The following is a 23,521-nucleotide window of genomic DNA, read 5'->3' on the forward strand; positions in this document are numbered from 1 at the left end:
CTAAACCTCCTTGATTGCCAGTTCGTACCCCAAAGCTCTTATTTCTGAGTGAGCAAGACTTTCAAGAAGAAGTAAATTATCGGGAGATAGACGACTTCTCCACTTTTGAACTCCTCCTTCACGAAATGTATGGGACTTTTGGGGATTAATTCCGGACTCCATTCTTTTCACCAATTCATCTACGGTTCCATAAGCAGATGTCTTTTCCACTATTCTTCTGGCAATATACTTCAACACATTCTTACGATTATCTCCTTGCAGATCTTCATAGCGAATACAAATACAATCTTTACTATTTATCCATGGAATAAAACCACGTAGCCGTTCACTTATATCACCATATATTCCAGGAATTCCTTCTATCAAACTTCTTATTCTATCTTCATAAGAGTCTAATTTACACATAAACTTATGTAAACGATGCCATCGATTCATCTCCGTTAGATATACAGCCTCTGAAATAACAATATCTCTAGGATCTCTATAGATGAACAGATGAATACAATTCATTTTCCTAATTAGATTTTCAATTTTAGTATCATATTTTATATGAGCTCCCACAACTTCTCCAGGCACAAGCATTCTTATTCGCAACAATAATTCCCATACTGAACGCTCTCTTAAGGTTACAGACCAGGCATGTGCAATAAAACCACCCAGGTATATAGTTTGAGGTATTGAACGGGCAATCTGCAATAGCAGATGGGTGCCACTTTTAGGAATAGAATTCACAATAATTGGCGGTTTTACTTTATAGAGAGAAGAAGTACAAGCAAAGCGAAAGGGGATCTTTATCGTTTGTAAAGTATAAGCAACCCCCTTTCTAATTATTGAATTTTTATGATTCAGAAAATATTCCAACATAGATATATCTAGTTTCTAGTTTGATTCAAGTGATTGATCTCACAATTTATTTCAATTAAAACCATTTTACAAATAATTTGTCGTTGACCCTGGAGTTCTCTATCTTCAAATTATGAAGATTATCAACAATTTATCATTTACTCATAACCTTTGTAATGATATTTTCGAGAAGATCTTCCTGACACTCCCAGAAATAACGTTCCCTTATGGCATTACGTCCCGCTTCTCCCATACGTTTCCGCTTTTCATGATCTAGAATAAGTGTCATCAGACCTTCCGCAACTTTATGAGGATCTTCCTCGACAATTATACCACACCCTTCCTTATTAACAAATCGAACCACAGGCTTCATAGGTGTTGCACATACAGGCAACCCCACACTTAAATAGTCATAAATCTTGTTTGGCATTGTATGATTTGTAAGTTCACATACGCGATGAAATATGATACCAATATCCCCTTCACTCATAGCACGATAACGCATTGTTGGAGAAACAAAGCCTCTAAACTCTACAACTGATGCTACTCCTAGCTCATGAGCTCGTTTTTCAAGAGTAGGACGCAACGGGCCGTCCCCAAAAATAACCAATCGTGTAGCTGGTAAATGGCGGTGCACTATAGCAAAGGCATCGATCGCAAGGTCAAGACCACGAATTTCATTAATAAGCCCAAAAGAGACAATCCGCACAGGATCACTAGCGAGACCATAAGGCCGATGCTGACAGTAATCAGTTTGAGATATCTCTGAAAGAAGCGGATAATTTTCAATCACATTTAATTCCTTAGCATAAGGTCGCAGTCGATGAGCATTCTCTTCACATACTACCCAAACCTGATCGGCAGCCTGAATTGTAAAACGTTCAAGCCAGGCAATTAGTAATGGATTGCGGTACGTCACATCAGCCAGGATGCCTTTTGATACAATCTGCATCAATCCTGGATAATGCTCTGCAATGTCCAATATAGCAGGTATACCTAAATGATGCGCAGCAGTAATAGCCGGTAGGCTAAGCCGTAAATCTCGAGTAATCACAAGATCCAATTTCTCAGCCTGGAAAACCTGCTCTAGCCAATGCGTCCAACTTGGGTTAAACGGAATAGATATGTGCTTGATCTTCGAAAATGGCCTGGCCGCAGATATTCTTCTCAGAATACGACCATAATCAAACAGGTCATGTTCCTTATCATCAGAATGTCCAGGACAAAATACAATACATTCATGCCCCATTCTATCTAAACTATAAGCTAGCTTTGTCAAACGAATTTCTCGGGGCGTAGGATACCGATGGGCAGTTACTAAGCCAATACGCATGGGATTCTACTGTTTTCCCCAATCACAAAATGCACAAATACAATTTTATTTATCGTTTACAGATGATAAAATACCAACGATTCTCTGTGCTGCGTATCCATCTCCATAACACAATACAGATCTGCTCATTTGAGCATAGAATGCTTTATCATCAAGCAATCTAGTTGTTTCAGTTACAATACGCCTAACGTCTGTCCCGACAAGCTTTACAACTCCTTCTTTAACAGCCTCCTCTCGCTCCGTCACTTGTCGCATAACTAATACAGGTTTACCAAGCACTGGCGCCTCTTCTTGCACTCCTCCCGAGTCAGTCAATATAAGATAGGAGCGTAACATGAGTCCTACAAACCATCGATAGTCTACCGGATCAATAAGAGAAATATTGGGATAATTCCCAAGCATCTGATACACGGGACCTCGAACGTTAGGATTTAGATGTACAGGATATACAATCTCAACATCTTTCCGCTCTGCAATTTGACTTATTGCTTTACAAATATTTGCAAATCCTTCTCCAAAATTCTCTCGTCTATGCCCTGTCACCAAAATTAATTTACGCCCCTCTTCTCGACAGCGTTTCAAAGCAGGAATAGCTGCTTCCATCTGTCGTGCTAATACACTATCCTTTTTAATACGCTCTGCCATCCATAAAAGAGCATCTACAACAGTGTTACCTGTTACAAAAATCCGATCGTCTGTTACTCCTTCTGATAAAAGATTGATACGAGCGGCTTGTGTTGGAGCAAAATGATAATCAGCAACTACACTTACAATCCGGCGATTTGCTTCCTCAGGAAAGGGAGCATGCAGATTTCTCGTGCGTAAGCCAGCCTCAATATGACCAACAGGGATTTTTCTATAAAATGCAGCAATAGCAGCGGCCATAGTTGATGTAGTGTCACCCTGCACAAGGACGTAATCAGGATTTACACTTCCCATTGCATCATCTATACGCGTTAATATTCTGGCCGTCAAATCTGATAATCTCTGATTGGGAAGCATCACTTGGAGGTCAATATCAGGTACAATGTCAAACATCTCTAAAGTGCTATACAGCATTTCCCGATGCTGACCAGTAGAACAGACAACAGGCTTAAAACAGCCGCTTTCTTGAAGCGCCTGTATAACGGGTGCCATCTTAATAGCTTCAGGTCGTGTTCCGACAACACAAAACACAGTGTACACTGCTTTCATTTTCTTCTTATCGCATTCTTGGTTGTTTGAAATACACTCGAGTAAACAAGCAACACAAAGAAAACCGACCACAATTTCAGACCATTAAGCGCTCCTTCAGTAAGCGCGAAAGCAAGTAATAACATCCAAAATAAGAAGCCTCTTTTTCTGGAACTGACTTGCTGTAGTTTTATCAGACTCCACAGCGCTACTGCTCCTCCCAACAATCCAAATGTTATGATGAATTGAGCGATTGAATTCATTATAAGATACTCAAGCCGCCCAGCAGCGGCCATTTGTCTGATTAATGCAATTCCGGAGTAACTCTCTAAAATGACATCTTCTGCAAAAGCCTCTGCCCCTCCAACCCCAATTCCCGTAACAGGATTAAAAACAAGAAGTTTGGGAATTATAGCAAATGAAATTATAAGGCGGACAGCTGTACTTTGATCTTCACCCGACACAATCTGAGCTAAGCGTGTCCCAATCACATCCCAGAATAGTATAATATACACTACCACTACAGTAATAGCTGCGACTATTCCCAGAAGCAATTTAAAATTTATTTTCAAAATTCCTTTTCCTCTTTTGAAAGAGGAAACCAGATAAAGGGCTGCTGCTATAGGCAATAGCAACAAAGTTGGACTACGCATGACAAAAACCGCTATAGCCGTAGCAAGCATAAAAAGTAGAAAACGTCCTTTCTGATTGGTTGCGAATAGCCAGCATATAAGCATTACAGCAAAATGCTTGCCTAAATAAGAAGGCTCTGAAGAGAAAAATTTCGGTCTAATAGCTCCATGATAAAGTAAATCTCGTTCATCATTAGCATAAGGTAAACGGAAGTTAATAAAGCGATAGGCATCACTAGCTGTTTTGACGGGTTCAAACACTACTTCTAATGTTGCCCCAACTAGCAAAATCAGCGCTGCTCCTCCAGCCCAACGAGCAAGTGTTTTTCTTGGCCAACGCTTCAGTTCTATATACAGAGCAAAAGCAATAAGCACTGAAGCTACCAGATAACTTAAGCTACGTATTCTTGCTAAAAGATACTCTGGTCGAGGTGCTAAAATGGTAGAGATTAATGCCATCAAAAGAAAAACACTGATCCATTTTATCTCTTTCTTAGGAATTGACTCCGCATGAAGTAACAACAAAAACCCACCTGCAAACATTGAAAGTAAAAATGGGATAGGTTGCCACATCTCAAATGGATTAGCGTGTAATCCAATCAGAAAGAAAGCCACCAGCGTACGACCTAATATCGACGGATTAGCCCTCTTGGACAATCTGGTAATCTTACTTTGCGATTCGATTATTATTTCGTGGCTGACAGCTCCTGTCATAGCCTCGCCCCTGAAGTTTTTATAATGCGCCGCTGGAGCGCTGTCAAGCCTATCCATGGTAAAATGAATGTCTCTGCAACAAAGTACGCACCACCTAAAGCGACTATTGCTCCGTTAGCGCCCATCTGGGGAATCATGAAGATGCCTGTAGTTACGATAATAACGAAACGAATAAGATGGGTGACAGCAACTACTTTCTCTTTTTGAAGACCCATCAGAATAATTCCCCAACAATATGCCCAGATTGCCTGGAAGAGTGCCAATGCAAAGAACCATGCCTCCTTTGAAGATATCTCAAAATATTCTCCAACCCACAAATGCAAAATCTGCGAAACACCCACCCCAATACTCATTGCTATAACTAATCCGACACTCACCTCAAGCATTAATAGCCTTTTAATAGATATCTTTAACCATTGCCAATCATTCTCTCGAAAAGCATCAAGAAAAGCAGGCCAAACAGGAAGATTTATAATTGCCAGCAAACTTGTAATCATCACCCACAAACGCATTAAAAGTCCAAAACGAGCCGCTTCACTAGGCTCGGCTAAAGCACCCACTAGAAAAACCAGAAATCCTGTTGTTCCAAATGCCACAAAGTTTATGATACTATACGATAATCCAGTTTTTAGAATAAGCTTTAATTTTATGTAATTTTTCTTGCATATATTTTTAAACCGAGGATATACTTGCTTCATGACATCATATGCATTGAGCACATCGCCCACAAGTAACCCTCCAACCATGGCAGCAACAAAACCTGATAATCCAGCCTTCGCGAATGCGGCAATGGCCAGCAATCCTATAACACACAGCTTACCTACAATTTGAAATAAGTTGACCTTGTAGCTTTTAAGACGTCCAACCTGAACCCCTTGAAATGTCGCTGTTATAGTCTTAACCATCATCAGACCAAGCAGAATAACTGATGCTTCCAGAACCTCTGACCAGGGTAGCGCCGATAATGTCGCCTTACTTTGAAGCCATCCAAGAATAATCCCACCACACACTAAAGCCAAAAAAGTCCCAAAGATTAAAGAAAAAGTCAGCGCTGCCCCCAGGTAATCCCCCAACTTCTCTGCATCATTGGCTTCACCCCCTGCCACAAAACGCGTCAGCGCATCACTCATGCCAAAGTTGCCAAGAGTCACCCACTGGGCAAGTCCCATTAGCATCAGAAAGACGCCAAAACGATCCACCCCTAGCGCATGAAGTGCTATTGGCATAGCAAAGATCTGAACAAGAATTCCTACCCCTCGGGAAAGAAGACCAGTCAAGGCTCCTATACCAATCCCCCGGCCTAATACCTGTCCAAATCCTCTCTCCCAGGCCCGTCGCAAATTACCGCTCGTCCACTTACCAAGCTCTTTCATCTTTTTAACCGATACCATGCATCAAAAAGTGAAAACTCCCGAAAGCAACGTTCATAACCATGAGCGCTCATAATTTTATCTATGGCTGTTTCTCGATCAATATCATTATTATGCTCAATAGACCATAGATAAACTTTATATTTATCGAAATCAAAATTCTTCAAAATTTCCAGTTCACTTCCCTCTACATCTATGCTGATATAATCAATCTCTTCTGGAGCTTCACATTTATGCAATAAATCATTTAGTGAGATAGTCTCAACTTCTATTTGATCATACGAATCAAAATGATCAGAATGAATACTTTTATCAAAGTTATGGCAAATTGTTGCATATTCTGCACTGGTTTTTGGAACATACAGAGTTACTTTCATTCCTGTATGACCGGCAACACAAGCAGTTGAAATAATAGCTGATCTATTTTTTCGAAGTGCTTTATGCCAATACGGAGCCGGCTCTGCCAGAATACCACGCCATCCATACTCTTTTTCCAAAAGCCAGGTATTGCTCAGATACAATCCATCAGCCGCACCAAATTCAACAAAAAAGCCTCCCCGCTTATCATTCAGCTCATAAAGCACCCATAAATCCTGAAAGAGTTGTGCTCTACTACGATGAGCATCCAATACAATTTTTGCCAAAAAACGATACTCTGGTAATTCAAAAGGATGCCCACTTTTTTTCTTTCGAAAAGCACGAAGCAACATGCGATGGCATACCTTAATAGTAAGGGGACGATTTAATCCTGCCCCAGCAAGCTCTGTTACCAAATGCACTAGTGCTTTCCGAATATGCGCCAGTATATTTCCTCTCATGTATTATTCTCCTGGATCAGATTTAATATCTTCTGAGCGAACTTTTCCTCTCCATGACGCTGGAGATAACCCTCAAAATCAGCAGTACGTCGAATTTTATCTATACCTCCTTCACACAGACGTATAATTGCCGCGGCAATAGCTGCCGGGTCATGCGTATCTACCGCTTCCCCCAGTCGGTATCTCTGTAGCTCCCTGCCTATCATCATTGCATTTTGAGAGAGAATAGGCTTATGATAAGCTGCTGCTGTTACCAAGACTCCACTGGAACCTATATGATTTAAGTAAGGAGCAAGTATAACATCTGCTTTCTTGATCTCTTCATCAAGTTCACACTGAGATAAATATCGTGCCTCCACTGTAATGTTAATTCCTTCTGCTAGAAGCTCTTTTTTACGATTTTGGATAAATGGCACCATGGGCCCTTCCCCACAAAACCGAAACTCGCTTTTCTCTTTAACAGAAGAAGGAAGAAGTTTTAAAGCATCAAGTAATGGCTCAATTCCCTTACGCCGCTGCATAGAACCATAAAACAAAAATCGAATTTTTCCCTGTTCCCTCTCTGAATTTGAATCAAAATGCACATCGGGTAAATCATATGGCTCTGGCAAAAATTCCACTTTATATCCATTTACAATATTATTTCTCGCAAACTCCGCAAAATATGGATCTAAAGTAAACAATTTAACAAAATCTCTTCGCTTCAAAGTTCGGTATACTGTTACAGATTTTATAAATTCACGAGCAGAAGAGACAAACCCATTACGCATCTCCTGATAATGCATAGATGCCCGAAATATCAAGCCAGAAATTGTGAAGCCAGAATAGCGTACAGGATCAAACGCAGAACCCAATAGCACATCATCCATAACTGCAAAGAACAGCACATCTGCATTTTGTTGATATGCTATCCTACAACCAAGCCGCCAGCCAAGAAGATGTTTAACCCATCTATTTTTTACATACCTTATCTTCTTAAACTCATCCTCGTTGTTAATCTGAAAAAAATGTAACTTTGTTTTATCTTCATCTACTAAGAACTTAAAAGCCCGCTCTTGCAATTCAGTTGGTACAGCAAACAGAACCTTATCACAAAGCTGAAATTTAAGCGCATAACGCGCAACCACGGCCATATGATGCGGATGATGTCCCTCCCACTCTGTATCAAAATATATTATCATGACCTAACTAACTCATTACCATGTAATGCAGATCAAGAAAACATCGGAGCTTTCCACAAAACTTATATATTTATTTAAATATCATTAATGCTGGGAAAGAATTGCTGACGACCTCTCCTCGTTACTCTTCCGTCCATTCACCAGTGCCCTTACTTCACGCCACCAGGTGCTCGGACGAAAGAGAGCTCGCACCTCCTCAATCTTCTGGCGTTCCTCCTCATTAGCTGGCGCCTGGGAAAGCCAGTGATTCACAAAGGCGAGCCCTACTCCCACAAATACCCCCACAAACAAAAACAGCAACACTATCAACTTACGGCTTGTACCTGTAGCTTCATCAGGAGGAACCGGCGGCTGCACCACGCTCAGCACCGGCGCCTCCTTCTGCACCTGAATCTCAGCCTGCGTCTTCTGCAACTGAAGCTCCCGGTACAACTGCTCCTTGAAGCTTACCTGCCGCTGCAATCGCTCCATCTCAGCCCGCAGCCGAGCCGTCTGCGGATTACGGTTGGCATCCAGAAAGCGCGCCAGCTCCTGCTCGGCCTGACGCAGCTCGGCCTCCACCTGCGCAAACTTCTGTTCAAGAAATTCTAGGTCCTGCCGCGCCTTCTCAGTCTTGATCCGATTTATCGCTGTTTGGAGATGATCTATCGCACGCCGCACAATAGCTGCCGATAAATACGGATCCTTCGTCTCCGCTCGAACTGTGATTACCCCTGGCCCTTCTTTTAACAATCCCCCCCCTACTTTCTCCGAAGCGCTAAGCACCTCACGTAACTCCTTGATCGCCGCGTACTCTTCCTCCGTAGGCAGAATTAACTCACCCGAGTAGAGATCCTGCACAGGCTCCCCCTTACCTCCTCGCAACCAGCGCAGCGGATTCAACCGGGCTAGCCAGCTCTCCCGGCCATAGTACTCCACCAGCGTCATGGCCCGTCCCTCCTCGGCAATGTAAAAGGTATCGCGGGCCAGCGCCAGCAAAAAGTCCGGGCTCTGGACAATGTCAGGATATACGCTGGGACTGATAACTTCGTCTTCGCCCAGGTTTAACCCGAAAGACCGCAACGCCGACAACGCCCCTCCAGCTGCACCTGAACTACTGGGCGCCAGCTTGGCCTCGGCCACGTACGTCTTAGGAGAAAGAAGGGCAACTACTACCCCTACCACCATGGCGATGAGCACACTGAGCATGATCACCCGACGCTGGCGGGCAATGACCACACCCAGATCCAACAACGAAATTTCATCCTCTTCGGGCTGGCCATAGTAAGGCCCTCCGCCAGGCGGCACCGAAGGCGTACCGGAAGTGGGATGTTCCGGAGTATCGGGCGTGCTCATCGTGGGTGGGAACGCGCTCGCATTTCAGCCAGGGCCCCGCTACAAAGATCGGACCTGACAGGGCAAAAATTATAACATTGCCTCCAAGAAGGAAAGCCCCGTTCTCCTTTTCACCGGATCCCCATGGTCGCTCGGCAAATGCTGCCGCAAGCAGTGCGTTTTTTCCGCTCAAAGGTGTCTTTTGCGCCTGCACTACCAAGCATCAGATATCACGAACAAAAAAGCCCGTCTTCTCTCAAGCAGATCTACCCTGTTGTTTCCCACTCATTAGTTTCCCTTAACTGAGTATACTAGCTAGCCCGCCTATCTTTTGCAGAGGAATTCATTGAAGCAGGAAGCCAATCGGCCTGCGCTGCGTTACACGAGAGGTTAATCCATATCCTCCACTTAATAGAAGCCCACGTAGCTCAGTTGGATAGAGCAGCGGCTTCCTAAGCCGTTGGTCGCAGGTTCGAGTCCTGCCGTGGGCACAAGGCGCTTCGCGCTCGTTTAGCGCCCAGCCCCTCTCCCCATTGCTGCATCTACACATGCCCCGTCCACAGGAATCCAGGGCGCATGAGTCCACTCCTAAAAAAACCGGCGCAGCCCCTTCCGGAGCCGCGCCGGCTGCCCCACCATGTGTGTCGAGACTTGCGGGGACGTGCCGCAGACGCAAGTCTCGCCGGACGTGCTTCTGCCTCTATAGACACCAAATGCTTTCTGGTGTAACCACCTGTGGAAAAATTTTTCTGTCCGGCGCTGCGCCCGTCATCATAAAAAAACCTGTCCGCTCTTGCCCGGACCGGGAAGAACGGACAGGCAAAGTTTGCGTCGTCTGACAGCAAGCGGGTCAGCTTGAAAAGCGACGAGGCGAAGCGTAGTCACGCAAGAACTCAACCAATAGCCGAACGCCAAAGCCCGTACCGCCCTTGGGCCGATACGGTTTCGGCTCCTTCAAGAAGGCCGGACCCGCCATATCAATGTGAATCCAGGGATAGCTCACGAAATGCTCCAGGAATTTAGCGGCCGTAATAGAACCCGCCTCGCGTCCTCCAATATTCTTCAGGTCCGCCACATCACTTTCCAGCAGCTTGGCATACTCCTCATACATCGGCAATGGATGGACGCGATCCCCACTGCGCTCCCCGGCAGCCACCATTGCCTGCAACCGCTCTTCCGCTCCCTCCATGCTGTTGGTCATCACAGCGGCCGCCTCCGTTCCCAGTGCAACGACCTGCGCGCCCGTCAGCGTGGCCAGATCAATCACGAGGATCGGACGGTACGTGCGCGCATAGGAAAGCGCATCGGCCAGAATCAGCCGTCCCTCGGCATCCGTGTTGAGCACCTCAACCGTCTTCCCTGAATGCATGCGGATCACCTCGCCGGGGACATAGGCGTTTTCGCCAGGCCGATTATCTGTGGCAGGAATCAAACCGACTACGTACAGCGGAATCTTCAGGCGGGCCAGCGCTTCCATAGTCCCCACGACGGCCGCCGCCCCAGCCATGTCCGACTTCATATAATCCATGCTGTCCTTGGTTGGCTTGAGCGACAGTCCGCCTGTGTCAAAGACCACGCCCTTGCCTACCAGCACTACCGGCCGCTCATTCAGGGCGTTTTCTGGATGCCAGGTCAGCACCGTAAACGTGGGCGGTTCCGGGCTACCCCGGTTGACAGCCAGCAGGCCCCCCATTCCTTCCTCTTCGATCAGAGCCTTGTCCCACACGTCGGCCTCATAGCCATACTTTTTAGCCGACTGTTCAATAAGACGCGCAAACTTGGTCGGGGTCTTTTCGTCAGGGGATAAATTGACCAGATCGCGCGCCGTCATTACACACTCGGCTATGATGCGGCCGCGCTCAGCCCCTCGACGGCTAGCTTTCTCATCCTCACTGGTTTCGTGAATGACAAGCCGCTCAATATCACGCAGCTCCCCTGCATCCGTCTTGTACCGCGTAAAGCGATAGGCAGCCAGCATGAATCCCTCTACCAGCGCCTGACTGGCCGGCTCAGGATCAATAGCTGTGCGAGGCCGCACGATAGCAGCCGTGGCTACCTTGCGATCCCGAGCCAGTTCAGCACCGCAGGCCGCCATGCGACGCAACCGTTCTAAATCGATGCGTTCCGCCGGTCCCATACCCAGCAACGCCAACCGTCGAGCCCGACCGCTTTCTGGATACAACCAGATGAGTTCATCCGGCGCGCCGGTAAAGTCGGCTGCAGCGCGCAGAACGATCTCGCCAAACTGCTCGCTCAGGGCGTTCAGGGTTGCCTCGGCAGCCCCTTCCGCTACCGGTACCAGGAGCAGATCAATATCCAGCTCATTCAGCGGGATGGTAGTGACCGAGACTTTCATGACGCTGTAGAGGATGCTTGCGACTTCTGATTCAGGAGTGCTGAAAGATACGACGCATCTTCCGAAGAAAGGGTGCCCGAGACCCTGTTGGAGGCGTCCGCCTCTAACTGAGGTACATAACGAGGCGCAGCTGCCAACACCGCATCCACCAGAGTCTCCAGCGACGTATTCTCTACAAAGGCACCCGCTGCGTTGCGATGTCCACCGCCTCCAAAAGCCCGAGCCCAGGCGTTCACATGATAATCTCCTTTGGATCGAAAGCTTACTTTGATGCCTTTTTCAATCTCCGTAAACAGCAACGCCACACGCACCCCACGAATCGACAGCAGATAATTGATAAATCCTTCCGTGTCCTCCGTGGAGGCACCGGTCTCGTTAAACATACGGCGAGCAAGCACCATGTACGCCACCTTCCCCTCATAGCGTAGCTGCAAATTACGCAGCGCCAACCCCAACAGACGCATGCTTTCGGGCGTGCGCGTGTCAAAGATGGCACTGTGAATGGCTTCCGTGCTGAGCTGCCCGCGCGCCAACAAATCGGCGGCAATGCGATGCACCGCAGGCGTTACGGTGTTGAAGCGAAACGACCCGGTGTCGGTCATGATCGCCACATACAACGCCGTAGCCAGCTCCCGGTCAATTAGATCAGGATCCATCGCGCGCACCAACTCGTAAACCAGTTCGCCTGTTGAAGAGGCCGTGTCGCGCACATATTGCAAATCGAACCAGTTTTCCGGAGCGGTGTGGTGATCAATCAACAGCTTACGGGCCCGACTGGCCTCCACAGCCGAAGCGAGATTGCCCAACCGATCCAGCGCATTTGTATCGAGCACGCAGATGACATCGGCCCGGTCAATGCGTTCACGCTGAGCAAGCGTTCCAGTAAACACCTCGATTTGATGGATGCCCGGCATCCAAGTCAAATTAGACGGAGGGGGATCGCTATTGATCAGATACACCTCACGGCCCAGCTTCTGAAGCAACCGTCCCAGGGCCAATTGGGAGCCCAGGGCATCGCCATCAGGCCTGATGTGCGTGGTCAGCACAAAACGTTGATGCTTGCGGAAGCAATGTAGAATGGCCCTGCGGGTAGACATACAAACCTCTGCTGGTCTCCAAAAAAGCCCATCCTTAACGCCTGAGGGCCATTCATGTTCGGCGCACCTCGGACAAGGCACGCCGCACCGACTCAATCTCCAGACGAAATTGAGCTGTTGCCGCCTGCGGATCCGGAGCGGTTGTAATTGCTGTCATCACGGCCACACCATAAGCTCCTGCCTCCAACACCGCCCGCACGCGCTGCACCGTGATACCCGCAATCGCAATGACGGGGATAGGAACCGCTTCGCAAACCGCCCGAAGCCCCTCAATGCCCTTGACCGAAGCCGGATTGGCTTTCGAGGTTGTGGGAAAAACCGGCCCAAACCCAATGTAATCGGCACCTGCCTGCCAGGCGGCTACAGCCTGCTCAACCGTGGTGGCTGTCGCCCCAATGATAAAGTCCGGTCCCAGAATACGTCGGGCTTCATCAACCGGAAAATCTTCTTGCCCCAGATGAACGCCATCCGCTCCCACAGCCAGCGCAATATCCAGGTGATCGTCAATAATCAGCGGCACCCCGGCTGCACGACACACCGCGGCCGTGCGCCGCGCTTCGTAGAGCTTGTGCCGGATGCCCCCAAACTTCTGACGAAACTGTACCGTATCGGCTCCACCAGCAATCACCTGTTGCGCCAACTCCGCATGACCATAGCGCTGCTGGAAATAAAAGTCGGTGAGCACGTGCAACCGACCGATGGTCTTCTTCTCCATAACGCAACGTTCTGGTTATGTTCACCCCCTACCGAAACACAAGCATACCTTACTTTCTAACTTGCAAACAAGATTTCGTTGCAGCTTCCGCTCCACTATCCAACCCGAATCAGCCATGCGACGGGAACACCAGGCCCTGAACCAGAAACGTGCCTTTCAATTCCTACGCCTGAATGAACGCGGCTCCAAGCCACGCACCCGAGGCCTGACAGAAATTCGCGGCCCGTATTATTCTGTAATGGGCCCCAACTATTTACAGGATGTGCTTGAGACAATGGGCGCCTATATCGATTCCCTCAAGTTCGCCGGTGGCTCGTTTACACTGATGCCCCGCAATGTGCTTCAGAAGATTATTGACTTATGCCATCAACATGACGTGCTCGTCTCAACCGGAGGCTTTATCGAATACATTATAACCCAGGGACCAGAAGCTGTCCATCGCTACATTCAAGAATGCAAAGACCTGGGATTCGATATCATTGAGATTTCGACCGGGTTCATTACGATTCCAGTTGACGATTGGCTGCGCCTGATAGAAGCTGTGCAGAAAGCCGGACTGAAAGCCAAACCCGAAGTAGGCATTCAATTTGGCGCCGGCGGTGACACGCCTACTGAACTGTTAGAAGCCGAAGGTATCCAGGATCCAGCCTGGGCCATTCAACTGGCCCGGCGTTTTCTAGAGGCGGGTGCCTATATGATCATGGTCGAGTCAGAAGGCATTACGGAGAATGTTACAAGCTGGCGAACAGACGTAGTAGCCCGCTTTGTTAACGAGCTGGGACTGGAAAAGCTTATGTTCGAAGCTGCCGATCCCCGCGTGTTTGCCTGGTATATTAAAAACTATGGACCGGACGTAAATCTTTTCATAGATCACAGCCAGATCGTCCAACTGGAATGTCTCCGCAGTGGTATCTGGGGCACCCAGGACCTCTTTGGACGCGTCCATACATTCAGCGGATGAAACGCGCTCCTGGACAAAGATCAACCTGCCAGACCGTAGACTGCCTGCTCTCTAACAAAAGCCGTTGGGTTGCGGCAAATTGTGCCTGCTGAACTGCGCGTTTTTCCGAAGTCCAAAGGTATTGTGCAGGATTTTGATGAAGTGGCACATGGGTCCAATTTGAATTTGTATCTTTGGGCCATACCAGCGGCTGCCACGTGCATTGTGGTCCGTATCTTGTCAGGCTGTGTGCGAACCATCCGAAACAAACTGTGAGCGTCCCTATCCAGCGAGCCGTAGCGGGTACTATGCGTCAAAAATGTCAGCGTTGGCTGCTGTTTGCCGGAGCAGCCCTGTGGGTTGGCTTGTGGTTATCCACTGTTGCTGCCCTTGCCCAGGAGATCCCTCAATCCGTCCAGGAAGAGCTTCGGCGGCGCGGCATGACGCTCGAAGAAGCCCGCCGCGAAGCCGAACGGCTGGGCATCGACCTGTCTGATCCCGAGCAGGCCGTGCAACGCGCCCGCGAACTGGGCATTCCTGAAAGTCATATCCAGGCCATGCTCGAGGCCGTGCAGCAGGAAGAGACGCAGCAACTCCCTCGCATTCTGACCCCGGGCGTCTATCCCGTTAGCTTTCAGGACACGCTGGCGCTGGCCGACACGTTGCGGCCATTGATTGATACGCTGCGCCTGCAACGCGACACACTCCAGCAACGCCCGGAGGCTCCCACCGACCGCCTTCCATACTTTGGATACGATGTTTTTGAAAACATTCCGGACGCCTTCAAGCCCAGTCCGTTCGGTCCAGTCGATGATCAGTATCTGGTCGGACCCGGCGACGAGCTACGCCTCATCGTCTGGGGCGCCACCGAGTTTGCCTACGACCTGACGGTTGATCGCGAAGGGCGCATTTTTGTGCCCAACGTAGGGCAGTTCACCGTAGCCGGTAAACGCCTCGAAGTGCTTCGGGACGAACTCAAACGCTGGCTGGCCCGCAGCTATGCTGGCTTGCTGGAAGATCCGCCCACTGTCTTCATGGATCTGACTGTCACCCGTCTCCAACCAGTCTATATCTATGCCTTAGGCGAGGTGAAGCAGCCTGGCGGCTACGTAATCGCCAGCCAGTCTACGGTCTTTCAGGCCCTCTATGCCGTGGGCGGCCCCAAAATTAGCGGTTCGCTGCGCGACGTGCGGGTGGTGCGCAATGGCCGCGTGCTGGCCCGGGTGGACCTCTACGACTATCTGCTGCGCGGCGAAGGACGCGACGACGTGCGGCTGCAGAACAATGACCAGCTTTTTGTACCACCACGCGGCAAGACCGTAGCCATCCGGGGCGCCGTGCGCCGACCAGCCATTTATGAGCTCAAAGAAAAGGAAGGGCTGCGCGAGCTTATTCAGTTTGCGGCGGGCCTTAAACCCGAAGCATTCACCCAGTACGCCCGGATCGAACGCATCATTCCCTTCGACCAGCGCCAGGATCCCTCTATCGTGCGCGAAGTGATCACCGTACCGCTCAACGGTGTGCTAGACGGATCGCGCCAGGTGCCCCTCTACGATGGAGACCATGTAGAAGTACTCTCGGTGCTGGACGTAAGCCGCAACGGTGTCTATATCAGCGGCGCAGTCGTGCATCCTGGCCTCTATGAAATCACCAACCAGGTACGTACCATTCGTGACCTGATTACGCGGGCCGGCGGTGTAACGAGCGACGTCTATGAAGGTCGCGTGCAACTGGTGCGGTTCAAACAGAACCCTGCCGAACGCCCCCCCTCTGTATTTCGCAGCGATCTAAGCCAGGAGGTCATAACGCACACCGCCGACACGCTGGCGCTTATCGAAATGATGCGCACGCTTGACCTGGCGCGCGTCCTGTTAGGAGACCCCGAACACAACCTCATGCTCCAACCAGGCGATCGCATCCGGGTCTATTCAGAGTTGGAGCTGAACGCACCACGCACCGTCGAAATCACCGGCAAGGTACGCAATCCCGGAACCTATGCCTGGCGCGACAGCATGACGGTCTACGACCTGCTCTTTCTGGGCGGCGGGCTCTTTGATAAGGAATTTCGTAAGGAGGTCTATCTGGAACGAGCTGACCTGATCCGAAGGGTCGAACACGGTACCAAAGAGATTATCATCCCCTTCAATCTCGCTGAAGCACTTCGCAACGAAGGAGCCGGACAAGCCCTTCTGCAGCCAGGCGACCGCATCCGCATCTATCCGGTCGATGTGCAGGAGATTCGAGAAAAGTTTGTCACCATCAGCGGCGCCGTTAAAAACCCAGGCCGCTACCGCCTGCAGGAAAACATGACCCTGGAAGACCTGATCCTGCAGGCCGGAGGCTTTACAGAAGATGCCCTTCTGGACTGGGCCGAGGTAACACGCCTGCCCAAAGGAGCGGATCCAGAGCAGTTTGATCTGCTTGCCGTGCAGATTCAGGTGCCCATGGCAGAAGACCTTGACGACGTAGAAGCCGTTTCTTTTGCCCTGGACGACACGACCCGAGCGCTCCGCGGAGCTCGAACGTTCCGGCTTCAGCACCGCGACCGTGTCTATATCCGGAGTAATCCGGCCTTTCGACCGCAGCAGACCGTAACCGTCTGGGGTGAAGTATGGTACCCCGGGACGTACACCATCTTGCATGAGAACGAAACGCTGGCCGACGTGCTGGAACGAGCAGGCGGCGTTCGTCCTACCGGATATCTGAAAGGCGCTCGGTTGATTCGGGGCGGGCTGCCCGTTGTGATCGATATGGAACGCGCCATTCGGCGTGATCCCCGTCATAATGTTATCCTGCTACCCGGGGACGAAATTCGCGTGCCGCCTAAACCCGGCACCGTGGTCGTACGCGGAAATGTGCGGCGACCCGGACTGGTGAAGTACGTGCCTGGTCGACGAGTAGGCTACTATATCGAGCGAGCCGGAGGACTGGACGAAGACTCGAAAGTCATTTTAGTTACCCAGGCCGATGGCGGTACATATCCCGTCTATCTGGGACTGAAGGGGTGGTTCCAACGCGATCCAGTGGTCGACGAGGGGGCCATTATTGAAGTCGTACGCAAACCGCCCGAAGAAAAACGCCAGGTGACGTTTGACATCGGCAAAACGCTAACTGACATTGCTTCAATCGCTGCCAGTACACTTACGATTATTGCCCTTGCCCGGCGCCTGTAGCATTCTTTCGCATTCCCTGCTGCCAGAATGGCGCCGAGTCCCTGTTGCGAAAGCAGCACGGGGTGGGTTAACGCAGCGTAACGTTTCCAGGCTGTTTGCCAGGCTTTAAATAGCATAAAAACGCCAGAGCGTGCTGTACCGACAAGCACCAATGTCTCTGGATATCCTGTCAATCGTCTGGGTAGCATGGGACAGTTCTTCCCTTGGTCGTTGCTCAGAAGAACCAGAATCTTGTGTCTCCGAGTAAATGAAGAGTAGCTCTAGCGTGAGAGCACCCGCCGACAGCACGCAGGCAAAGCTGCCAACGCTGGCCTAAGCGCAAGACAGAACCAGACGTGGTACCGCTGCAGCAGGGATTGCTGGAGATCAACGCGAGGCTTTTTTCCAGGGTCTAGAAAACGTGTTTTCAGACAAAGCGGCTGTAGCGGAGGCCTCGCTCAGAAGAGCGCAGACGCTCCCCGCGCAGAGAAATTCCCCGGTACCTTTTGGCCGCGCCCTTCTGCCAGCAAGAGCTTCGTAAAAAATCTGGTTTTTCCTTTGCCCAGGCGCCACCTGGAGGCAGCAGGAAGACTGGTGCGGGTAGCGTGTTGCCTGTAGAAAAGCCTCGGCCGAAAAAGCCTCTTTTCCCGGCAAAACAGGATAAACGCTCTACCAGCGTGAAAACATTTAGAAGGAAACAGTGGTCAGTCAGGCCTCCTCTTGATGCGGATTTGTCGGGAGGAAAAAGCAGGTTAAACAACGGGCAAGCCCTGCGATTCATATAGGACGCCCCCGAAAGACCGATTCGGCCTTTGAGACCGCCTATCGGGCTGCCGCCTGCGATTCATATAGGACGCCCCCGAAAGAAGTCACTCCTCGGTAAGCTGTTCTTTAAACCACTGAATTAGCCGTGAGCTAACACGAATCGAATGGTGCATGAGCGTCTGGACGGCCTGTTCCGCTTCTTGTTTTGAAAGGAGACGGCCGCGATATGCCGCCAACAGTACGCCGAGCGTTCCCTTGACCCGCAGCCCAAGCGCCTCAGCCGTCTTCCGTCCCAGTCTTTCATCAATCAATACCCAGTCAGCCTGCAATTCCTGCGCAAGCAGAAGCACCTCTATTTCACCCTGATCCAGGCCTAGCAGAATAGGCGGCCATGGAGTCTTGGCCTTCGGTTCGCGGACCTGCAGCCAGGCAGCGCGGGCCACCGCATCGGAACCAGGACGTCCACGACCCTGCATCACAATCTCTCGATAAACTGAAGTAGGAACTATTATTTCGTCATAAAGGATTTGTAATAGTTCAAGATGGTTTGTTAATGAAAGGGCAATGAGAGGTGTACTATTGACTATAACCCGCATGCCTAAGAAATATTCTGGTCTCTTTTCTGAGAGCTGGACTCACGTTCCAGTTCTTCTTCGGGATAATCGATAACAGAAAAGCCATGTGTAGAAAGTAATCGGTAAAATTCCCATCGGTCACATCCAAGAATCTGAGCCCCCAATCCCCCAGATATCTTTCCTTCTTCATATAACTTGCCCAGCGTATAGATCAGCACTTTCTTCTGAAAGGCTTCGCGATCTTCTTTCAGCGCAACCAGCAGTTCTAGAGGAAATACGACTTCAACCCCCATGATCGTTAAGTGCTTTGTCATTACTTGCAGGGTTTGTACCGATTTACGACGTTTTCGTTCTGCGCTGAAAATCAGCAGTTTGGCGTCGCTTTCCCCAGAAGAGAAGCCCAAGAGAAACGGCCAGGGAATAAGGCGCTATGCAGTGTAATGCACGGGTAACCCGTATCCTCCTGCAAGAAGAGTCTGCAGGAATTCCAGCTTTCTCTGCGCCGGAACACTATCCAAAAGTTGCAGGAAGGCTGGTGCGGGCAGCGCGTTGCCTGTAGAAAAGCCTCGGCCGAAAAAGCCCGTAGAGAAAAAGCGTCTCCGGGGTGCCTGCTGCAGTTGCCGCGCTGCTTTTATTGCTGCACGTTCCCACCTGGCACGGCTATTTCAGACCGACAACCTGCGCCCTAAACGCCGGTATAAGGGGCCGGTAGAAGCAACGACGTATGGGTTATGCCATCGGCTCCTGTTGTTTCGGTCATTATTGTTTCCTGGAACGCACGGCATCTGCTGGAGCAGTGCCTTCCTTCGGTAGTAGCGACCAATTATCCTGCGCTGGAGATTATTCTGGCCGACAACGGTTCTACCGACGGATCGGCCGAATGGGTGGCATCCGCTTTTCCATCGGTTCGAATCGTCCGTCATCCTGAAAACTGGGCTTTTTGTCGCGGCAATAATGCAGCCATACCCCACGCTCATGGTCAGTATATCGTGCTGCTTAATAACGATGTAGAAGTCCCCCCCGACTGGCTCTGGCCCCTGGTGCGCCGGATGGAGACTGATCCAACCATTGGCGCTGTGCAGCCCAAACTTCGCCAATACCACCGACGGACGCATTTCGAGTATGCCGGCGCGGCCGGTGGCTTTCTGGATCGCTTCGGCTACCCCTTCACGCGGGGTCGACTCTTTGACACAGTGGAACCAGACGAAGGCCAGTATGACGATCCCGGCCCTATTTTCTGGGCCACCGGCGCAGCCATCATGCTTCGACGGGAGGCGCTGAGCCGCGTGGGCTTGCTCGACGAACACTTCGTGCTCCACATGGAGGAAATCGACCTGTGCTGGCGCTTGCAGCGGGCAGGTTACCGCATCGAACTGGTCCCCGAAAGCGTGGTCTACCACCTGGGGGGCAGCTCGCTTCCCCCTCATGATCCTCGAAAGACCTACTATAATTTTCGAAATAGCCTACTGCTCCTCTACAAGAACCTACCTCCTGCGGAGTGGCGCCGTACGTTTCCCGCCCGCATTCTTCTTGATGCATTGGCCTTGATGCGCTTTGTACTACTGGGTCGCTGGCGAGACGCGGCCGCTGTTATGCGTGCCTATCGGGATGCACATCGCATGCGTCATCTCTATGAAGCGCAGCGTCCTCTGGACGGAGCACCTGTCGTCCTTCCTCCTTACCGAGGCAGCGTTGCACTTGACTACTTCCTACGGCGGCGACGGCGCTTTCACGAACTGCCTGCCCACCGTTTCCTCAAGCCGTGGAAGAAGCGGTAAGGTGCCGCTTTGCCGCCCATTGCTCATACTGCACAGCAAACGCCACGGCTACCAGCACCAGCACCATGCCGACAACCGACAGACCTGGAGGCACCTCGTCAAACAGTAAATAAGCCAGCAGCGATGCCCCAACTGGTTCCAGCAATGAAAGTAACCCCAGCCAGGCAGCCGGAATGTACTTTACGCTGTAGTTAAAAGAGCCATGCCCCAGAATCTGGGGTCCCAGTGCCATCAGCCCACAGAGTGCATAGAAGCGCAGACTGTAGCCCCAGAGGGGGACTTCTAACAGCAACGCCGGCACAAGCGCCGTTAACGCTGCAGCCAGGTATAAAGGGAAGACATAAGCCAGCCACGAAGTTCGCTGCCGGACCACCCGGCCGATAAGCAGATATAAACTGACCAGCAGCGCGCCGCCAAGTGCCAGGGCATTGCCCAGGAGAGGCTGCGCGCCGGATTCCTGTCCTGCCTGATCTCCCCAGCCGATTAGCGCTGCGCCCACCACGGCCAGGCCTATCGCCGCTACGACAGGAAGCGCGAGCCGTTCTCCTAGTAGCCAGAATCCCAGCGCCGCTAAAAAGACCGGGCTCAGGCAAACCAGCACCGACGCACTGGCTACCGAGGTGTAAAAAAGCGAGAGAATCCACACGACAAAGTGCAGACCGAGGAAGAGGCCGGCCAATACTGTAAGTCCGGCTTCTCGTTTGGAAAGACGGTTAGCGCGCAGTTTGGGAAGAGCAAACGGCGCCAGCATGACAATGGCCAGCAGGGTGCGCCAGACGGCTATCGCCAATCCGGACGCCTCTTCGCCGGCCCACCGCACCAGAATTGGACTGGCCGAAAAGCTGAGCAGCCCTAGGGCCAGAATGGGATAAACCCGAAAGGGGATATGTCGGCGGGTCATGCGGCGTTGCATCTCAGCGCAGCCGATCCATGGACCGGATCAGCGCAATGTCCCGTTCGATTCCTCGGCGAGCCAACCAGAGCAACAGATAGGCCAGCACAGGCAGCCCGATCCACAGCACGCGATCCCATAGAATACCATCGGCGGTGCGCACTCCCAGACTGCCTCCCAGATACAGCCCTCCTAGGTACAGCAAGGCAAATAGCAGTACCCCCACCTGCTCGAAAACGACCAGCATGCGCTGGCGTTCAAGCTGACGGTACTGAAAGATGAGCACCCCTGACGCTACCGCCAGCACCACCGCCAAACCCCGCGCTAGCGGTCCGATCCAGGCATAGGGGGCTGTTTCCAGCAATTGCCAGGGGCCCGGTGCCAGTCCTAATCCGAGTAGCGCCAGCCCTGCCAGCAACAGGTAGAGCGACTGTATGCGCTGAATCATGGTTGTGCTGCTGCATAGAAAAGCCCCGCCGAGGCAGGGCCTTTGACTGGTTATCGTTTCCGAAAGTGGCGTTACGATGCTGGAGCTTCCGGCCGTGCTGAATAGTTAATGCGCAGCGTCTGTGCTTCTCGCAGTTCCTGCTGCACGTCGTAGACCAGTTTCATCTTGGCATCCTGGTCAATACGCAGCGATACGATTAGTTTGGGCTGCTCCAGCAGCTTATTGTACATGATGGTACGAATCAACGTAAGATCGTCGATCAGCGCGTCATCGATCTGAACCCTCGTTTCACCCAGCCGGCCATCGGGCAGCTTTCGAGGGCCAATGTAGACATAGGTAAGCAGACGTTTCTGGTCAATCTTGGTCAGCGCTTCGGCCCGTGGCAGGAGCGTCCGCACCTGCACGGTCGTCTCCCGCAACACCGTACTGACCATAAAGAAGATCAACAGCATGAAGATAATGTCCGGGAGCGAAGCCGTTGGAATCGTCTGCTTCGTTTCTGCCTTCTTTTTAAAGTGCTGCGAAGCCATTGTTCAGGGGGATGCTTAACAGTCCGGTTCTGCTACCGAAATCTGAGCCGGGATGATTTTGCGAATCTGGTTTTCGTCGTCTGGTCCCAGCGTAGCTCGATACGCATTGTAGTTCGGATAGCCCAGTTTCCGAGCCTCTGCATTCCAGAGCTCAAAATAGGCCATCCAGACCTCGTCGAGCACCTGGATATAGGTGTTATAGGAAGTCTCGCAGTCGGTCTTGATAGAAACGACCGCTTTCTGTGGGCTTTCGGCGTAGTTAGGATCGACGCCGTTATTGGTTATGTGCTTTTTAACCTCCTCACGAATCTGGTGAATCGAAGCGGGCTGATCTTCAATCAGCACCTGCCCCTGCGCATTAACCAGAATCTTGAGCATGTTGCGCTCCCGCACCGGAGGGGGTTCCTGATCCTCCTCCAGCTTGGGCGGCAAGGTCATCCCAATGCCCGTATCTACATCAATTGTCGTAGTTACCAGGAAGAAGATCAATAGCAGGAATGCAATATCCGCCATGGAAGCCGTAGGGATCTCTGCTTCCTGGCGCTTTTTCTTCTTCAGCAGCCCGGCCATGACCGTATGCCCCGTTTAGAAGGTAAACATGTTACGCAACCCTGAAAGCAGCAGGGCCACTGCAGTAAGTGCGAACATCACCAGTACGGTGGTCACTCCGGCTTCAGCCCAGCTTCCAGTGGTAAACCCTAGCACCACCATAAGCAGCCCCGGGAGCACAACGATCAGCATGGAAACAGGGCTGATCTTACCATAGGTCAGGTTGCGCAGGCCAAAGATTACCTGCGCCACAAGCCCCAGCCCCATCAGAATCAGGGCTGCCCAGATGGCCAGCGGAACAATGTTCTCCATTGCTGCACGTTCGCTTTTTCTTCAAGAAAGTTCC

General features: G+C 50.8%; 21 protein-coding genes and 1 tRNA gene. 4 read left to right on the forward strand and 18 right to left on the reverse strand.

Going from position 1 to position 23,521, the window contains the following annotated elements; genetic code table 11:
• From BUA15_RS01035 to BUA15_RS01070, 8 genes are all read right to left on the reverse strand, one after another.
• On the reverse strand, positions 1-864 hold the full coding sequence (locus tag BUA15_RS01035; RefSeq protein ID WP_072714045.1) for a sulfotransferase domain-containing protein: 864 nt from the start codon (positions 862-864) through the stop codon (positions 1-3).
• Between the two features lie 133 nt (positions 865-997).
• Positions 998-2,176 carry a glycosyltransferase family 4 protein gene (locus tag BUA15_RS01040; RefSeq protein ID WP_072714046.1) on the reverse strand — a complete coding sequence of 393 codons (1,179 nt, stop codon included), beginning with the start codon at positions 2,174-2,176 and terminating at the stop codon, positions 998-1,000.
• A 45-nt stretch (positions 2,177-2,221) separates the two neighbouring features.
• A complete protein-coding gene (gene wecB / locus BUA15_RS01045) occupies positions 2,222-3,370 on the reverse strand; it encodes a non-hydrolyzing UDP-N-acetylglucosamine 2-epimerase (RefSeq protein WP_072714047.1) in 1,149 nt (382 codons plus the stop codon).
• Complete coding sequence (locus BUA15_RS13560; protein ID WP_143149541.1) at positions 3,367-4,695, reverse strand: hypothetical protein; 1,329 nt, start codon at positions 4,693-4,695, stop codon at positions 3,367-3,369. Before BUA15_RS13560 ends, wecB begins: the two co-directional genes overlap by 4 nt.
• The gene (locus BUA15_RS01055) at positions 4,692-6,086 is read right to left on the reverse strand and encodes a lipopolysaccharide biosynthesis protein (protein WP_143149542.1); all 1,395 of its coding nucleotides are present in this window, start codon (positions 6,084-6,086) and stop codon (positions 4,692-4,694) included. Before BUA15_RS01055 ends, BUA15_RS13560 begins: the two co-directional genes overlap by 4 nt.
• Positions 6,065-6,883: an FkbM family methyltransferase gene (locus BUA15_RS01060; RefSeq protein ID WP_072714050.1), complete on the reverse strand. Its 819-nt coding sequence runs from the start codon at positions 6,881-6,883 to the stop codon at positions 6,065-6,067. The genes BUA15_RS01055 and BUA15_RS01060 overlap by 22 nt, the downstream gene beginning before the upstream one ends.
• Entirely contained in the window at positions 6,880-8,016 is a 1,137-nt protein-coding gene (locus BUA15_RS01065; protein ID WP_072714051.1) for a glycosyltransferase, read from the reverse strand. Before BUA15_RS01065 ends, BUA15_RS01060 begins: the two co-directional genes overlap by 4 nt.
• 132 nt (positions 8,017-8,148) lie before the next feature.
• On the reverse strand, positions 8,149-9,399 hold the full coding sequence (locus tag BUA15_RS01070) for a Wzz/FepE/Etk N-terminal domain-containing protein (protein ID WP_072714052.1): 1,251 nt from the start codon (positions 9,397-9,399) through the stop codon (positions 8,149-8,151).
• A 396-nt stretch (positions 9,400-9,795) separates the two neighbouring features.
• Between BUA15_RS01070 and BUA15_RS01075 the strand changes: the two genes are divergently transcribed.
• A tRNA-Arg gene (locus BUA15_RS01075) sits at positions 9,796-9,869 on the forward strand.
• A gap of 359 nt (positions 9,870-10,228) precedes the next feature.
• Here the strand turns inward: BUA15_RS01075 and BUA15_RS01080 are convergent.
• Genes BUA15_RS01080 through thiE form a run of 3 tightly spaced genes read right to left on the reverse strand, consistent with a single transcriptional unit; the run spans position 10,229 to position 13,546 of the window.
• Entirely contained in the window at positions 10,229-11,734 is a 1,506-nt protein-coding gene (locus BUA15_RS01080) for a leucyl aminopeptidase (protein ID WP_072714053.1), read from the reverse strand.
• On the reverse strand, positions 11,731-12,831 hold the full coding sequence (locus BUA15_RS01085; RefSeq protein WP_072714054.1) for a DHH family phosphoesterase: 1,101 nt from the start codon (positions 12,829-12,831) through the stop codon (positions 11,731-11,733). The genes BUA15_RS01080 and BUA15_RS01085 overlap by 4 nt, the downstream gene beginning before the upstream one ends.
• A 52-nt stretch (positions 12,832-12,883) precedes the next feature.
• Complete coding sequence (thiE, locus tag BUA15_RS01090; RefSeq protein ID WP_072714056.1) at positions 12,884-13,546, reverse strand: thiamine phosphate synthase; 663 nt, start codon at positions 13,544-13,546, stop codon at positions 12,884-12,886.
• Between the two features lie 115 nt (positions 13,547-13,661).
• On the opposite strand from thiE, the gene BUA15_RS01095 reads away from it, so the two are divergent.
• Positions 13,662-14,507 carry a phosphosulfolactate synthase gene (locus tag BUA15_RS01095; protein WP_072714058.1) on the forward strand — a complete coding sequence of 282 codons (846 nt, stop codon included), beginning with the start codon at positions 13,662-13,664 and terminating at the stop codon, positions 14,505-14,507.
• A gap of 287 nt (positions 14,508-14,794) precedes the next feature.
• Positions 14,795-17,659, forward strand: a complete 2,865-nt coding sequence (locus tag BUA15_RS01100; RefSeq protein ID WP_072714059.1) for an SLBB domain-containing protein — start codon at positions 14,795-14,797, stop codon at positions 17,657-17,659.
• A gap of 848 nt (positions 17,660-18,507) precedes the next feature.
• Here the strand turns inward: BUA15_RS01100 and BUA15_RS01105 are convergent.
• A complete protein-coding gene (locus BUA15_RS01105; RefSeq protein ID WP_072714061.1) occupies positions 18,508-18,999 on the reverse strand; it encodes a PIN domain-containing protein in 492 nt (163 codons plus the stop codon).
• 2 nt (positions 19,000-19,001) lie between these two features.
• A complete protein-coding gene (locus BUA15_RS01110) occupies positions 19,002-19,271 on the reverse strand; it encodes a UPF0175 family protein (RefSeq protein WP_072714569.1) in 270 nt (89 codons plus the stop codon).
• Positions 19,272-19,709: 438 nt separating this feature from the next.
• On the opposite strand from BUA15_RS01110, the gene BUA15_RS01115 reads away from it, so the two are divergent.
• Positions 19,710-20,756, forward strand: a complete 1,047-nt coding sequence (locus BUA15_RS01115; RefSeq protein ID WP_072714063.1) for a glycosyltransferase family 2 protein — start codon at positions 19,710-19,712, stop codon at positions 20,754-20,756.
• Here BUA15_RS01115 and BUA15_RS01120 read toward each other — a convergent pair.
• The 5 genes from BUA15_RS01120 to BUA15_RS01140 all read right to left on the reverse strand — a co-directional run bounded on the left by BUA15_RS01120 (position 20,734) and on the right by BUA15_RS01140 (position 23,487).
• Positions 20,734-21,657 (reverse strand): DMT family transporter, encoded by a 924-nt coding sequence (locus BUA15_RS01120; protein ID WP_072714064.1) that lies wholly within the window; start codon positions 21,655-21,657, stop codon positions 20,734-20,736. The two genes, BUA15_RS01115 and BUA15_RS01120, sit on opposite strands and share 23 nt — an antisense overlap.
• A gap of 13 nt (positions 21,658-21,670) precedes the next feature.
• Entirely contained in the window at positions 21,671-22,096 is a 426-nt protein-coding gene (locus BUA15_RS01125) for a DUF4293 family protein (protein WP_072714065.1), read from the reverse strand.
• Between the two features lie 71 nt (positions 22,097-22,167).
• Positions 22,168-22,626 carry an ExbD/TolR family protein gene (locus BUA15_RS01130; protein ID WP_072714066.1) on the reverse strand — a complete coding sequence of 153 codons (459 nt, stop codon included), beginning with the start codon at positions 22,624-22,626 and terminating at the stop codon, positions 22,168-22,170.
• A gap of 15 nt (positions 22,627-22,641) precedes the next feature.
• Positions 22,642-23,196: an ExbD/TolR family protein gene (locus tag BUA15_RS01135; protein WP_072714067.1), complete on the reverse strand. Its 555-nt coding sequence runs from the start codon at positions 23,194-23,196 to the stop codon at positions 22,642-22,644.
• A 15-nt stretch (positions 23,197-23,211) separates the two neighbouring features.
• Positions 23,212-23,487 carry a hypothetical protein gene (locus tag BUA15_RS01140; protein ID WP_072714068.1) on the reverse strand — a complete coding sequence of 92 codons (276 nt, stop codon included), beginning with the start codon at positions 23,485-23,487 and terminating at the stop codon, positions 23,212-23,214.
• Positions 23,488-23,521 lie beyond the last annotated feature (34 nt).

The sequence above is a fragment of the Rhodothermus profundi genome (genome assembly GCF_900142415.1).
Taxonomy (GTDB): domain Bacteria; phylum Bacteroidota; class Rhodothermia; order Rhodothermales; family Rhodothermaceae; genus Rhodothermus; species Rhodothermus profundi.